Source organism: Streptococcus oralis subsp. tigurinus, from assembly GCF_002356415.1.
In the GTDB taxonomy this organism is placed as follows: domain Bacteria; phylum Bacillota; class Bacilli; order Lactobacillales; family Streptococcaceae; genus Streptococcus; species Streptococcus oralis_F.
Genome location: NZ_AP018338.1, coordinates 1671973 through 1687216 on the forward strand (window position 1 = coordinate 1671973; position 15244 = coordinate 1687216).

Genomic DNA, 15244 nt, shown 5'->3' on the forward strand with positions numbered 1-15244 from the left:
GTATTATATCATTTATCATTCACCTTTTCAATATGTTTGTTTGAATTATTTAACAAAATGAAATTTTTATTTTTTGTTTTGAGTCTGTTTTTCTTCTTTCTTTTTGATATAATAGTAGACATCTTATCTGGAATCTACTAGGAAGGTTTATATGACAAAAAAAATTATTGCAGTCGATTTGGACGGAACCTTGCTCAATAGCGAAAGCAAGCTCTCCGATTTTACCAAAGAGACAATCAAAAAAATTTCAGAAAAAGGGCACCATGTTATCATCACGACGGGGCGTCCGTATCGCATGGCAAAAGACTTCTACCGCGAACTAGAGCTACATACTCCTATGATTAACTTTAATGGTTCCCTTACCCATCTACCAGGACAGGCTTGGGAGCACGAAAGATGCTTAACCTTGGACAAAAAATATCTCCTAGATATGGTCAAACGTAAAGAGGATATTCAGGCCGACTTTATTGCAGGAGAATACCGTAAGAAATTTTACATTACAGCTCCAAATGAAGAAATTGCGGACCCTAAACTATTTGGCGTAGAGAACTTCCAACCAGAAAATCAATTCAAACCCGAACGAGTAACCAAGAATCCTAACTGCATTCTCTTGCAAACAAGGGTTGAGGACAAATACGCTCTAGCGGACGAGATGAATCGTTTTTATCAGCACCAACTAGCTATCAACACCTGGGGTGGGCCACTCAACATCCTCGAGTGTACTCCCAAGGGTGTAAACAAAGCCTTTGCTCTAGAGTACTTGCTCAATGTTATGAATCGTGATAAAAAAGACTTAATCGCCTTTGGTGATGAACATAATGATACGGAAATGTTGGCATTTGCAGGCAAGGGATATGCTATGAAAAACGCCAATCCTTCTCTCATTCCATATGCAGACGAACAACTTCCTCTAACCAATGAAGAAGACGGGGTAGCCCACGCTTTACAAAATTTATTCCTATAAAAAGGAAGATTGCTATCCTGCAATCTTTCCTTTTTATTTTCATTCTATTTTCATAAAGGTCACTCATTTTCAGTATTTTTATATTAAATTTTCTATTGCTATTTTCATATATTTCTTGAACTTATTTATATATTAACATTTTGTAAGCCTGTTTTCATTGAAAACTTTTACAATTTTCGAAAAAGTAGTTGATTTTTATATGAAAACGATTTATACTAGGTACGTCTGAGGTTTTTAGGAAACCTATAAGTCAAACATTTTAAAAGGAGGAATGACAATAATGAGTATCGGAATCATTATTGCGAGCCACGGCGAATTTGCTGCGGGTATTCATCAGTCAGGATCTATGATCTTTGGTGAACAAGAAAAGGTTCAAGTTGTAACCTTTATGCCAAATGAAGGTCCAGATGATCTTTACGCTAAATTCAACAACGCTGTGGCTGCATTTGACGCAGAAGATGAGGTTCTAGTATTGGCTGACCTTTGGAGTGGATCTCCGTTCAACCAAGCTAGCCGCGTGATGGGAGAAAACCCTGAGCGTAAATTTGCCATCATCACAGGGCTTAACTTGCCGATGTTGATCCAAGCCTACACAGAGCGCCTTATGGACGCGAATGCAGGTGTGGATAAAGTCGCTGCGAATATCATTACAGAAGCCAAAGATGGCATCAAGGCTCTTCCAGAAGAGCTTAACCCAGTTGAGGAAGTTGCAACTGCTGCAGCTGCTCCAGTTACCCAAGCTGCTATCCCAGAAGGAACTGTTATCGGAGACGGTAAATTGAAAATCAATCTTGCCCGTCTTGACACACGTCTTCTTCACGGACAAGTCGCAACTGCTTGGACACCAGATTCAAAAGCAGACCGTATCATCGTTGCATCAGATAACGTTGCAAACGACGAATTGCGTAAAGAATTGATCAAACAAGCAGCTCCTAACGGAGTAAAAGCCAACGTTGTCCCAATCAAAAAATTGATTGAGGTTGCAAAAGACCCTCGTTTTGGTAACACACATGCTCTTATCTTGTTTGAAACACCCCAAGATGCCCTTCGTGCCATCGAAGGTGGCGTGCCAATCAAGACCCTTAACGTTGGTTCTATGGCCCACTCAACAGGTAAAACAATGATCAATAACGTCTTGTCTATGGACAAAGATGATGTTGCAACATTTGAAAAAATGCGTGACCTCGGTGTTGAATTTGACGTACGTAAAGTACCAAATGACACGAAAAAAGATTTGTTTGACTTGATTAACAAAGCGAACGTTCAATAATTTAGAATCTTCTCTCGAACTCTTAGAAGAAAGATTTTACACTTTATATAATTAAATAGAAAAGGAATAAAACCATGTCAGATATTTCAATCATTTCTGCTATCTTGGTTGTAGTTGTTGCCTTCCTTGCAGGTCTTGAAGGTATCCTCGACCAATTCCAATTCCATCAACCAATCGTCGCATGTACCCTTATCGGACTTGTAACAGGTAACCTCGAAGCAGGTGTTATGCTTGGTGGATCTCTTCAAATGATCGCCCTTGGTTGGGCTAACATCGGAGCTGCCGTAGCTCCTGACGCTGCTCTTGCATCTGTTGCCGCAGCGATCATCTTGATCAAAGGTGGTAACTTTACTACCGAAGGTATCGCCGTCGCAACAGCCACAGCTATCCCTCTTGCCGTAGCCGGACTTTTCTTGACAATGATTGTTCGTACAATCTCAGTTGCCTTAGTTCACTCAGCTGACGCAGCTGCAAAAGAAGGAAACATTGCGGCTGTTGAACGCGCTCACTACTTTGCCCTTGTTCTTCAAGGTCTTCGTATCGCTATCCCTGCAGCCTTCCTTATCGCTATCCCTGCTTCTGCTGTTCAAGACGCTCTTGGCCTAATGCCAGAATGGTTGAATGGTGGTATGGCTGTCGGTGGTGCTATGGTCGTTGCCGTTGGTTACGCTATGGTTATCAATATGATGGCAACTCGTGAAGTATGGCCATTCTTCGCTATCGGTTTTGCTCTTGCAGCAATCTCTCAATTGACTTTGATTGCCCTTGGTGTCATCGGTGTTGCCCTTGCCTTCATCTACCTCAACCTTTCTAAACAAGGTGGAAACGGTGGCGGAGGAGCTGCAACTTCTAACGATCCAATCGGTGATATCCTAGAAGACTACTAGAAAGGGGAACAATCATGGCTGAAAAAATTCAATTATCAAAATCAGATCGCCAAAAAGTTTGGTGGCGTTCACAATTCCTTCAAGGTTCATGGAACTACGAACGTATGCAAAACTTGGGTTGGGCTTACTCTTTGATCCCAGCTATCAAGAAACTTTACACTAAAAAAGAAGACCAAGCTGCTGCTCTTGAGCGCCACCTTGAGTTCTTCAACACTCACCCATACGTAGCTGCTCCAATCATGGGGGTTACTCTTGCACTTGAAGAAGAACGCGCAAACGGTACAGAAATCGATGACGCTGCTATCCAAGGTGTTAAGATCGGTATGATGGGACCTCTTGCTGGTATCGGTGACCCAGTCTTCTGGTTTACAGTTCGTCCGATCCTTGGTGCCCTTGGTGCATCACTTGCTGCAACTGGTAACATCGTTGGACCACTTCTCTTCTTCTTTGGATGGAATGCAATCCGTATGTCATTCCTTTGGTATACACAAGAGTTTGGTTACAAGGCTGGATCTGAAATCACTAAAGACATGTCAGGTGGTATCTTGAAAGACATCACTAAGGGTGCATCTATCCTTGGTATGTTCATCCTTGCCGTTCTTGTACAACGTTGGGTATCCATCAACTTCACTATCAACCTTCCAGGCAAACAATTGTCAGAAGGTGCCTACATCAACTTCCCAGAAGGTCCTGTTACAGGAGCTGAGTTGAAGGGCATTCTTGGTCAAGCGCTTAGTGGTATGAGCCTAGATAGAGTTCAACCACAAACGCTTCAAGGTCAGTTGGACTCATTGATTCCAGGATTGATGGGACTTCTCCTTACTTTCCTTTGCATGTGGTTGCTTAAGAAAAAAGTATCACCAATCGCAATCATCCTTGCTCTCTTTGCAGTAGGTATCGCAGCTCGTTTCTTCGGTATCATGTAATCCAAGCTATCGAGAATATAGATAAAAAAAGAATCAGGTTTATTACCTGATTCTTTTTGTGTATCAATTTTTTCTTCTAGTCAGATAATGCAAGCCTCCAATCACCACTGCTAGGATGGCTACATAGACGACTTGGATGGTTTCTAAAGGCACATACGCTCCTTGCAGGATAAAGGTATTGGCAAGCACTCCAACAAGGGCTGCAAGGCTCAAAAGTACGAGCAAGACTAGTTTGTATCGATTAAATGGCAGACTGACCTTGGCAACTAGACACAGACCATTGAACAAAGCAAGTAGGAAGCAAATAAATTTGACCTGACCTGGGACAGTGATAAGGAAGTTCGTCAAGAGTACACTAGCGACTAGAATGCCACCACCAATCGCAGCATTGGTCAAAATATCTCGCATAAAATGTGTGCTAACCTTTTCTTTATTGGACTCAAAAGTTAGGAAGAAGGATGGAATCCCAATCGTAATAGCTGAAATAATCGTAAACTGAATGGGGATAAAGGCAAATTCCAAACCAAATACCACACTCAAAATGGCAAACACGATGGAGAAGAAGGTCTTTGTCAGAAAGAGAGAGGCTACCTTTTGGATGTTATTGATGACCCGGCGACCTTCCATCAAGATATCATAAAATACTGCAAAATCATCTGTCAGGAAAACAATATTGGATACACTTTTAGCTGCGCTGGTAGCCCCCTTCATGGCAAAGCTGATATCTGCTTTCTTAAGAGCCAGAACATCATTGACCCCGTCACCGCTCATGGCAACTGTTTTACCAGCATTTTGCAAGATAGATACCATCTTTTGCTTCTGTTCAGGTGTCACACGTCCAAAGATTTCGTGTTCCAAGACCACTCTTTCAAAATCTTGTTCACTCACCTTGGTCATATCAATCGCACGGGCTTCTTCCTTAAAACCTGCCTTACGAGCCACCCCATATACAGCCACATGATTATCACCACTGATAATCTTCACTTCAACACCTTGAGATTCGAAATAGTCAAAGGTTTCCTTGGTATTGTCCTTAATCTCATCTGACAAAACGACGTGCCCTAGTAGTTCCATATTGGCTGGACTCATGATGTGGTCCTTACTATGGGCAAGTGTCAAGATTCGAAAACCTTGCTGCTTCAGATGTTCATAGTAGGTATCCATCGGCTGGGTAAAGCCTAGAAATTCATAGGCTCCGAAGAAATAGGTCCCACCATCTTTTACTTGAACAAAGGAATACTTGTTTTTGCTTGAAAAGGCACCAACTTCTTGAACTTCCCATTTTTTCTCACAGGTTAAGTAAGTCTTCAGAGCTCGGGAAGTTGCATTTTCATCTTCGAAATAAGCCAAATAAGAAGACAGTTTCTCTGCTACATTAGCATCCATTTCTTGGACCTTCATATTCCCCGTCGTGATAGTTCCTGTCTTATCAAAACAAAGAACATCTACTCGCGCCAAGGTCTCTACACAGTATAGCTCCTGCACTAGAACCTTCTTTTTAGCCAACTTCATGGCCGCTACCGCAAGGGAGACGCTAACCAAGAGAATCAAGCCCTCTGGAATCATGCCGACCAAGGCGCCAGAACTTCCCAAGACAATTTCAATATAAGTCCGCCCTAGACTAAAACCTCTGACATAGAGCAGAATGGCAACTGGCACCAGCAAGATGGAGACGATTTTTAAAATCTTATCCATGTAATCGCGCAGTTGAGAAGGATATTTTTTGAATTCCTTGCTGGATTTTGCGAGTTTGTTGATATAACTATCGGGTCCGACCGCCGTCGCCGTGACCAGACAAGTACCGCTAACGACATTGCTTCCGCTCATCAGCTTGTCACCTGCTGTTTTAAAGACCGAATCACTCTCACCAGTCAGCAAGGACTCATCAACTTCAATATTCCCTTCAAGGACTTCTGCATCGACAGGTACCTGATCTCCCAGATTGAGATGCAGATATTCCCCCAGTACGATGTCCTCTGGAGCAACCTCAATCGTTTGACCATCTCGGTTGACTCTGTACTTACTTTTACCAAGCAAACTCAGCTTTTCTAAGGCATTTTTTGAACGCACTTCTTGGAAAATCCCAATGGCTGTATTGATAGCAATCACACCTAAAAAGAGCATATTTTCAAATCGCAAGGTTGTGGCTACCAGAACTGCCAGAGCCAAGTTCATAGCATTAAAGAAGGTAAATATATTTGAAACGACGATTTCCTTAGTTGTTTTGTAAGGTTTAATGTCGCTGATGTTTCGTTGACAATCCTTGATGTCTTGATTGCTTAAATACTTCATTTCTACTCCGATATCCTTTTGTACTACTATAATAACACATATCCTTTTCTCTGTCACTTAAAGACTCAAAATAAGAAGAAGTCCCTTGGCAAGCATCATCTATCGCCACTTTAAGAAGGACTTAAAAAGAAGCTAGGATTTTCCTAACCTCTTTTCTTTATGCTTTATTCTGCCAAGGCTCCCATTGGGTCCCATGGTGCAAGTACGATTGGTTCTGCTTCATAGGCAGCTTTTTCTTCTGCTGTCAGCAATTCTTTGCGGACAACAATTTGGTAAGTGTATTCGTCCATCCAAGCGTCTGAGGCAACAAAGTAACCATCTGTACCGACCTTGTCTCCCCATGAGTTTTCAACCTTCCACTTGATTGATTTGCCATTTTCGTCCAAGTCCACACCTGTCAAGACCATGGCGTGAGTCATCAAGCTTTCGCTGTAGTCCAAACGTCCAGCCTTGTCTTGAGTGAGTTGAATATCCATACTTGATTCAAAGTCATAAACATCTGTCGCAAGGATTCCAGCTTTGCGGTTGCTAAGCTGGCCGACATCTGAACCAAACCAAACAGTCTCACCTGTTTGCATTTGGGCAATCGCCAATTCTTTCAAGCGCTCCATTGGAACGTTGATGTAACGAACTGCACGGCTACCAACGACATTCCCCAACATCTCAACTGTGTAAGATTTGCCGTAAGGCTTGTCAGCAGTGGGAGCATTGATAACAGAAACATAATCTTCTAAAGGAAGATTGACATATTTCTTGTAAAACTCTTGTGGTGTGATACCCTTTTCGCTTTGGTAGTTATCATCCTTATCACGATAAGCAAAGTCAAACTGACGTGGCGGAAGCCCTAAAGACATAGCAAGGAAGTTAAAAATTTCTTGCAAGAGGTCTTCTTTCTTAGCTTGAACAGTCGCTTGGTCAGCACCAGATGCTAGTAAATCACGCAAGATTTGAGCATCTTGGCGAAGCAATTTGTTGAGAATGGCATTGAGCTCACGGCTACTGCTAGATGAGATGGACTCAGGGTAAACAGACTTGGGAACGACACCGTATTTCTCAAAGAGGGCAACGACCATATCCCACTGACCGCCGTCTTGTTGTGGAGTTTGGAGTAGGAAGCTAACCTTGCGACTAGTTAAGTCTTGGTCTGCAGTCGCAATCACTTGCTCCAAGAACCAGTTAGATTTTTCATACTTGTCCCAGAAGAAGGTGTGGGCTTGTGACAGTTCAAAGTTTTCGAGCTTGTATTGAGAGATGAGTTTGTGGCGGAAGGTATTGAGAGCTGCAAACATCCAGCAACGACCAGAGGCTTTCTGGTTAGTAACCTTGTCCTTGGTCAAATCAAGCGAGAAAACAGGTGTATTGTCTACATGGCTTTGACGACGTTCTAGGGCTGCAAAAATACCGTTGTGGCTTGCAGCATTTTCGATAGCTTGGTATTTGACATTTGCTTCATAGTTAGCAAATAATTTATCCGTAAATGATTCTTGAATCGCGTTCATAGATTCCTCCTTTTATTCTACTGTCTATTATAACTCTTTTCACAAATGAAGCAACTGAAAAATGAAAAAGGCAGGGACTTTCTCCTCACCTTTTCTAACATAATCCAAACTAAGCAATACTAGCAAGGAGCTCCTCTAACTCCTCCTTGGTCAGGCGACGCCATTCTCCCCGTTTCAAATTCTCATCCAAAACTAGAGTCCCCATCGTCAAACGTTGCAAGTCCACGACTTCCTTACCACAATAGGCCACCATGCGTTTGACTTGATGAAATTTTCCTTCTCTAATGGTCACACGAACCTGGCTTTCACCCTTATCTGAATCCATTGACAAAATCTCCAGTTTGGCCGGCTGGCAGGTAAAGTCCTTAAGTGGAATACCCTTGCCGAATGTTTCCACATCTTCTTGGGTCATGATTCCCTTGACTTGAGCCAAGTAAGTTTTATCCACATGACGCTTGGGCGATAGAAGGGCATGAGCCAGCTGACCATCATTGGTCAAGAGTAAGAGTCCATGGGTATCGATATCCAAACGTCCTACAGGAAAGACTTCTTTGGCACGTCCATAGTCGTCCAACAAGTCCAAAACCGTTCTATGCTTGGGATCTTCAGTCGCCGAAATGACTCCTTGGGGCTTGTTCATCATGTAGTAGACAAACTCTTCATACTCCAGCACTTGACCGTCAAAACGAATCTCATCTCTTTCTTCATTGATTTGCAGTTTTGCTGATTTTTCTTTCTTGCCGTTAACCGTTACGCGTCTAGCTTTAAGCAAGTTTTTGACCTCAGTTCGACTCCCTACTGCGCAGGCAACTAAAAATTTATCTAATCTCATAGAACTATTATATCATACTCAAAAGGAGGCTGGCTCAATAGCCAACCTCCTTTCCTTTTCAGAGCCGGGAAGCTAACTTCCTCTTTCCCAGAAAATAGCTAACACAATCATGGCACCGAGAACTGCTGGGATAATGGCTGTACCATTTAGGCTTGGCCCCCAAGAACCAAAGAGTAATTGTCCTAAAAAGGCACCAATCCAACCGAGAAACATCTTCCCAAAGCATCCCATACGTTCTCCACGATTGGTGATAGCCCCTGCTAGTAGTCCAATTAAAAGACCGACAAACATGCTTCCAATCATAGCTTCTCCTTAATTTGCCCAGTCTCCATTACGAAAGAGCGGTACGCGCGTTCCATCCTCACGGATACCGTCTATATCCATTTGATTCGAACCAATCATAAAGTCCACGTGAACATCTGAACGGTTCAGTCCTGCAGCTTCAAGTTCTTCTTCGCTCATCTCTGCTCCACCAACAACGCTGGTCGCATAGGCTGCTCCGATAGCCAAGTGGTTTGAAGCATTTTCATCGAAAAGGGTATTAAAGAAGGTAATCCCTGACTGAGAAATTGGGCTTGGATCTGGTACCAAGGCACATTCGCCCAAGGCACGCGCACCAGCATTTTCAAAGACAAGATCTTTCATGACTTGATCGCCTTTTTCAGCTGTAACATCAACAATCTGACCATCCTTGAAGGTTACTTTAATCCCTTCAATGATATTTCCGTTATAGCTAAGTGGTTTTGTAGAAGTGACATAACCATCCGCGCGACGGAAGTCAGGCGCTGTGAAAACTTCCTCTGTCGGCATATTTGGCAAGAAACCTTCGCCTTGAGCATTGACAGCACCAGCTGATTCCCAAACGTGGTTCTTTGGCAAACCAAGTGTCAAATCTGTCCCTGGCGCTGTGTAGTGAAGGGCTGAGAATTGCTCTTTGTTCAGCATTTGAGCCTTGCTCTTCAAGATAGCTGCATGTTCTTCCCAAGCCTTAACGGGATCTTCTTCGTAGACACGGCAAGTTTTGAAGATTTGATCCCAAAGGAAATCGACTGCTTCTTCATCGCTCGCAGCATTTGGAAAGACTTTCTTAGCCCACTCAAGTCCAGCAGCGGCTGCTACAGTCCAGCTAACCTTGTTGGATTGCGTTGCGATACGCATTGGCTTCATGGCAAGTCCCATAGCTTTAGCAGAAGCTGAAAGCTTGTCAGCGTCCACACCGTTCAAGGCACCTGGATCAGAAGAACGAACCCCAAGACGGCTAGCCTTGTTCTCCAAGAGATAGTTCATCTCAGCAATCTTGTATTCTGGCACATTGTCCAGGCGCTCTATCGGAGCGTGGAGGAATTTCTCACGGTTGATGACATCATCTGTCCACTGAACGATGACCTCATGCGCACCCAAGGCATAGGCTTCTTTAACGATCAAATGCGCCAATTCACGTTGCTCCACATCGATAGAGAGAGCCAAGGTGTGACCAGGTTGCACGTTGATTCCATTCGCAACCAACAATTTCGCATATTTTTCTAGATTTTCTTTAAAATTTGGTAAAACCATTTTGTTTTTCCTTTTCTATTTTTCTTTTAAAGCAGAAAACAATCCTGCTAAAGCAATGGCACCCGACAGAAGCACTGTCGATAGGATAATTGTTTCATCTGCCAGCTCTAGCTGATAGTTAAAAACCTTTTCAGCTGGTTTGTCTTCCGCAAAGATTCTAAGTTTCATAAAGATGTTCTCCGTTCTAATCCTTAAAACAAATCATCAAACAAACTCAACTGGTTATCCTCTGGCATATTGCCAAGAATCCCCATTTCATCCATCTTTTCAACCAAGGTCGATGACAGTCCGCCACGCTTGCGCAGTTCTGTCTTAGAGAGGAACTCACCCTCTTCACGCGCACGCACCAACTGCTTAGCAACGTTCTCTCCCAGACCATCCATTGCTACAAATGGCGGAATGAGGGTATCCCCATCGATGAGGAACTCTGTTGCCTGACTACGGTAGAGATCGAGTTTGCCAAACTTGAAACCACGTTCCCACATTTCATTGACAATCTCAAGAGTTGTATAGAGGTCAATTTCCACATTAGAAGCTTCATTGTTCTTCCGTTTTTCAGCAATTTCTTGCATCTTGCGCTTGATGGTATCCAATCCCGCACCCATGGTCTTGATATCAAAGGCCTTAGCACGGATTGAGAAGTAAGCACAGTAATAATAAATCGGATGGTGAACCTTGAAGTAGGCCACACGCAAGGCCATCATAACGTAGGCGGCCGCATGGGCTTTGGGGAACATATACTTGATTTTCCCACAGGACTCGATATACCACTCTGGTACCTTGTTGGCCTTCATGGCTTCGATATAGCCATTTCTCTCCTCTTCGGAAATCTTCAACCACAAGCCCTTACGTACCCGTTCCATGATGGTAAAGGCCATCTTAGGTTCGAGACCTGCATGCATGAGGTAAACCATGATATCGTCCCGACAACCGATAACAGTTGATAGGTCCGCAATTCCTTGCTTGATCAGATCCTGGGCATTTCCCAACCACACATCGGTACCGTGGGATAGACCTGAGAGCTGAAGCAACTCCGCAAAAGTCGTCGGATGGGTTTCATCGACCATCCCACGTACAAAGTTGGTGCCAAACTCTGGAATTCCCAGCATCCCTGTCGGAGTTCCGATTTGCTCAGGTGTTACCCCTAAAACTTCCGTTCCAGAAAAGAGAGCCATAACGCTTTCATCATCCATGGGAATTTCATTAGGGTCAATACCAGACAAGTCCTGCAATTTCCGAATCATGGTCGGATCATCGTGTCCCAGTACATCAAGTTTGAGGACATTCTCATCGATATCGTGGAAGTTAAAATGAGTGGTCTGCCATTCAGCCGTCACATCATCCGCTGGATACTGGACAGGCGTAAAATCGTAGACATCCATGTAGTTCGGAATAACAACGATTCCCCCCGGGTGTTGTCCTGTTGTCCGCTTGACACCAGCCGCACCCTGAGCGAGGCGTTCCACCTCCGCATCTCGATAAAACTTGCCATAGTCCCGCTCATAGCCCTTGACAAATCCATAAGCGGTCTTGGCAGCCACCGTACCAACCGTTCCTGCACGGAAGGCATATTCCTCACCAAAGATATCACGCACATCCAAGTGGGCGCTAGGCTGATCTTCTCCTGAGAAGTTCAAGTCAATATCAGGAACCTTGTCTCCATCAAAACCAAGGAAGGTCTCGAACGGAATATCCTGCCCATTCTTACTGAGTTTGTGACCGCAGTTTGGACAGTCCTTATTAGGCATATCAAAACCTGAACCATAAGAACCATCTGTGATAAATTCACTATACTTACACTGACTACAAACATAGTGAGGAGAGAGAGGATTAACCTCCGTAATACCAATCATGGTCGCAACAAAACTAGATCCAACAGACCCACGAGAACCAACCAAGTAACCCCGTTCATTGGAACGTTGCACCAGCATCTGGGAAGCCAGATAAATCACAGCAAATCCATTCCCCAGTATAGAAGTTAATTCTTTTTCAATCCGCAAATCAACAATATCTGGCAGCGGATTTCCATAAATCTCAAAGGCCTTCTTATAAGTCAACTCAGCGACTGTTTCTTCCGCCTTGTCAATGAAAGGCGTGTACAAGTCACTCTTAACCACCTCAACAGGCTCAAAGGTTTCTGCCAAGGCATTGGTGTTTTCAATAACCAGTTTACGAGCTAGTTCCTCTCCCAAGAAGGCAAATTCATCCAACATCTCATTGGTTGTTCGAAAATGAGCCTTTGGCAAAGGAGCTGGTTGGGCATGTTCACCGTGACCAATGGTTCGGTTAATCATAGCCCCCTGTCCCAAACTACGAACGATAATTTCACGGTAAATTTCTTCTTCTGGTTCGATATAATGAACATTACCCGTAGCCAAAACGGGCTTGCCAAGACGGTCTCCCACTTCTATCAAACTCTTGATAATGGTCTGGAGTTCCTCTATATCCTTGACCTGCTCTTTAGCAATCAATGGCGCATAGATAGCTGGCGGCATGACCTCGATAAAGTCATAATACTTGGCCACCTCAACCGCCGCATCCACACCTTGGGAAACGACTGCATCAAAAACTTCACCTTCAGAGCAGGCTGTTCCTAAAATCAATCCCTCCCGATGAGCATCTAGAACCGTTCTCGGAATCCGTGGCACCCCTTCAAAGTACTTGGTATTGGACAAAGAAACCAGCTTAAAGATATTTTTTAGACCTACTTGATTCTTGACATAGATAGTCGCATGCTTGATCCGAGCTTTTTTATAAGAGTCTGGACTGATTAGATCTATATTTAGTCTAGCCAGATCAGTCACACCATGTTTTTCTGCTACCTCTTTGATAAAGATGAAAAGCAGACGACCAGTAGCTTCCGCATCGTAGTTGGCCATGTGGTGGTGTTCAAGTGCTACACCAAAACGCTTAGTCAAAGGTCCCAAACCATGGCGTTTATACTCAGGATAGAGGTTTCTAGCAAACTCCAGTGTATCGATAACTGGCTGGCTAATCCTAGGCAGACCATGGCGCTCATAATTGGCATTCATAAAGCCAACGTCAAAGGTCGCATTGTGGGCAACTAGAACCGTATCCTTGCAGAATTCTTGGAATTCTTGCAAAACTTGTTCTAGTGGTTTGGCATTTTTGACATGGTCATCTGTAATACCAGTCAACTCGGTAGTAAAGGCTGACAAGGGATATCCAGGATTAATAAATTCATCAAATTCAGCAATAACATTTCCCTTATACATCTTAGAAGCCGCAACCTGAATCAAGTCATTATAGATGGCTGAAAGACCCGTCGTTTCCACGTCAAAAACCACGTAGGTTGCTTCTGACAAGTTCATCTCCACTTCGTTGTAAACGATAGGAACACGATCCTCTACAATATTGGCTTCCATTCCATAGATCAGCTGAATTCCAGCTTTCTTAGCTGCCTTGTAGCCATGTGGGAAGGACTGGACATTCCCATGGTCCGTGATGGCAACCGCCTTGTGTCCCCACTTAGCAGCTGTCGCAACGATCTCCTCTACCTCTGGTAAAGCATCCATAGTCGACATATTAGTATGAGCATGAAACTCAACCCGACGCTCACCTTCTGGCATCAAATCCTTCCGCTCATAGTGAACAACTTCCTGCACATCCTGCACGTTCATAGTCAAATCACGTGTGAAGTTATTCATCTCCACATTCCCACGAACTCTGAGCCAAGAATTCTTCTTAATGATATCAAACTTCTGAGCCTCTTCTTCATTCTTAACCCATTTTTGCATTGAAAAACTTGAAGTGTAGTCTGTCATTTTAAAGTTGATCAAAACACGACCAGTTCTGGTCACCTTATGCTCCACATCAAAAACGACCCCTTCAAAGACCAGGCGATTTTCCTCAGTCGTCACGTCGATCATCTGGGTAACTTCAGCCTTATCTAGTTTAGGCTTGGCCGCAGCCTTTTTAGCCTGAAAATCAAAGGCTGGCTTCTCTTCTACTGGAGGGGGGGCCATCTGTTCCAGTTGTTCCATAGCACGCAAAGCCTCCTCATTAGCAGCCTGAACGATTTGTTCATTCTCCGCATGGAAGGCTTCTTCCTGCTCCTGTGTAAGAGCATCATTCTTTTCGATTTGGCAGACAAAAGCTGGAAAACCAAACTTTTCAAGTTGCTTTGTTAAATTAGGAAGATGATTTTTCTTAAAGTGTTCCTTATCAATCACCTCTGAACCTTCAATAAAGAGCTGATTTCCCACTGCACGAACTTGCAAATTCTGATAAAGAGATTTAAACCCTTGACTAGCACATGGACCTTCAGAAAAAGCCTCCTTATAGTAGGCCTGCAAGAGTTCATTTGAAAATTCTTGAGAGAGAGCCTTGATTTCGAAAACAGCTTTATTCCCTGTCTTAGAAAATTCTTCACTCAGCCCTTTCTTTAACTCTAAAAAGATTTCAATCGGTAAAATATTAGAAAATACAAAATGAAATTCCCAAATCTTACTAATTTTATGAACCACAACACACTCAATACTTGCATTAACAAGAGCAGGATCCTGTCTCAATTGATCAGAGACTCCTATTTGATTCATTAAAATTTCAAACTTACTTGACATTCAATTTCCTCACATTATTCTCTTACTATTTTACCATAATTAAAGAAAATATATAGCCACTACCATTCCCTTAAGCACTGCTAGTTTTCCTAAATTCATTCCTTAAAAACAAAAAAGAAGATTCTCAGAATCCCCCAGATAAACAAAAAAGATACCCTAAAGTATCCTCGTGATTGATCGGGAAGACAGGATTCGAACCTGCGACACCTTGGTCCCAAACCAAGTACTCTACCAAGCTGAGCTACTTCCCGCGTTAAATAAAAAAATGCACCCTAGAGGAGTCGAACCTCTAACCGCCTGATTCGTAGTCAGGTACTCTATCCAGTTGAGCTAAGGGTGCTCATCATTATATGCCGAGGACCGGAATCGAACCGGTACGATCGTTACCAATCGCAGGATTTTAAGTCCTGTGCGTCTGCCAGTTCCGCCACCCCGGC

Annotated in this window: 11 protein-coding genes and 3 tRNA genes; 4 read left to right on the plus strand and 10 right to left on the minus strand. The window is 43.4% G+C overall.

The window, feature by feature from the left end:
* The first annotated feature begins 151 nt into the window (after positions 1–151).
* The 4 genes from STO1_RS08520 to STO1_RS08535 all read left to right on the plus strand — a co-directional run bounded on the left by STO1_RS08520 (position 152) and on the right by STO1_RS08535 (position 4047).
* Positions 152–964: a Cof-type HAD-IIB family hydrolase gene (locus STO1_RS08520; protein ID WP_007522452.1), complete on the plus strand. Its 813-nt coding sequence runs from the start codon at positions 152–154 to the stop codon at positions 962–964.
* A 280-nt stretch (positions 965–1244) separates the two neighbouring features.
* The gene (locus tag STO1_RS08525; RefSeq protein WP_007522453.1) at positions 1245–2234 is read left to right on the plus strand and encodes a PTS sugar transporter subunit IIB; all 990 of its coding nucleotides are present in this window, start codon (positions 1245–1247) and stop codon (positions 2232–2234) included.
* 74 nt (positions 2235–2308) lie between these two features.
* Positions 2309–3121, plus strand: a complete 813-nt coding sequence (locus tag STO1_RS08530; RefSeq protein WP_001280325.1) for a PTS mannose/fructose/sorbose transporter subunit IIC — start codon at positions 2309–2311, stop codon at positions 3119–3121.
* Positions 3122–3135: 14 nt separating this feature from the next.
* A complete protein-coding gene (locus STO1_RS08535) occupies positions 3136–4047 on the plus strand; it encodes a PTS system mannose/fructose/sorbose family transporter subunit IID (RefSeq protein WP_096422825.1) in 912 nt (303 codons plus the stop codon).
* Positions 4048–4110: 63 nt separating this feature from the next.
* Here the strand turns inward: STO1_RS08535 and STO1_RS08540 are convergent, their stop codons facing one another.
* From STO1_RS08540 to STO1_RS08590, 10 genes are all read right to left on the minus strand, one after another.
* Positions 4111–6339, minus strand: a complete 2229-nt coding sequence (locus tag STO1_RS08540) for an HAD-IC family P-type ATPase (protein ID WP_096422827.1) — start codon at positions 6337–6339, stop codon at positions 4111–4113.
* Positions 6340–6503: 164 nt separating this feature from the next.
* On the minus strand, positions 6504–7838 hold the full coding sequence (pepC, locus tag STO1_RS08545) for an aminopeptidase C (RefSeq protein ID WP_096422829.1): 1335 nt from the start codon (positions 7836–7838) through the stop codon (positions 6504–6506).
* 109 nt (positions 7839–7947) lie between these two features.
* Positions 7948–8670 (minus strand): pseudouridine synthase, encoded by a 723-nt coding sequence (locus tag STO1_RS08555; protein ID WP_084938923.1) that lies wholly within the window; start codon positions 8668–8670, stop codon positions 7948–7950.
* 72 nt (positions 8671–8742) lie between these two features.
* On the minus strand, positions 8743–8973 hold the full coding sequence (locus tag STO1_RS08560) for a GlsB/YeaQ/YmgE family stress response membrane protein (RefSeq protein WP_000580441.1): 231 nt from the start codon (positions 8971–8973) through the stop codon (positions 8743–8745).
* A 9-nt stretch (positions 8974–8982) separates the two neighbouring features.
* Positions 8983–10224, minus strand: a complete 1242-nt coding sequence (locus STO1_RS08565) for an aminopeptidase (RefSeq protein ID WP_096422831.1) — start codon at positions 10222–10224, stop codon at positions 8983–8985.
* A gap of 15 nt (positions 10225–10239) precedes the next feature.
* Positions 10240–10392 (minus strand): hypothetical protein, encoded by a 153-nt coding sequence (locus STO1_RS08570; RefSeq protein WP_000776630.1) that lies wholly within the window; start codon positions 10390–10392, stop codon positions 10240–10242.
* 23 nt (positions 10393–10415) lie between these two features.
* Positions 10416–14807 carry a PolC-type DNA polymerase III gene (locus tag STO1_RS08575; RefSeq protein ID WP_096422833.1) on the minus strand — a complete coding sequence of 1464 codons (4392 nt, stop codon included), beginning with the start codon at positions 14805–14807 and terminating at the stop codon, positions 10416–10418.
* A 177-nt stretch (positions 14808–14984) separates the two neighbouring features.
* Positions 14985–15058, minus strand: a tRNA-Pro gene (locus STO1_RS08580).
* A 15-nt stretch (positions 15059–15073) separates the two neighbouring features.
* Positions 15074–15147 (minus strand) — tRNA-Arg (locus tag STO1_RS08585).
* An 11-nt stretch (positions 15148–15158) separates the two neighbouring features.
* Positions 15159–15244 (minus strand) — tRNA-Leu (locus STO1_RS08590).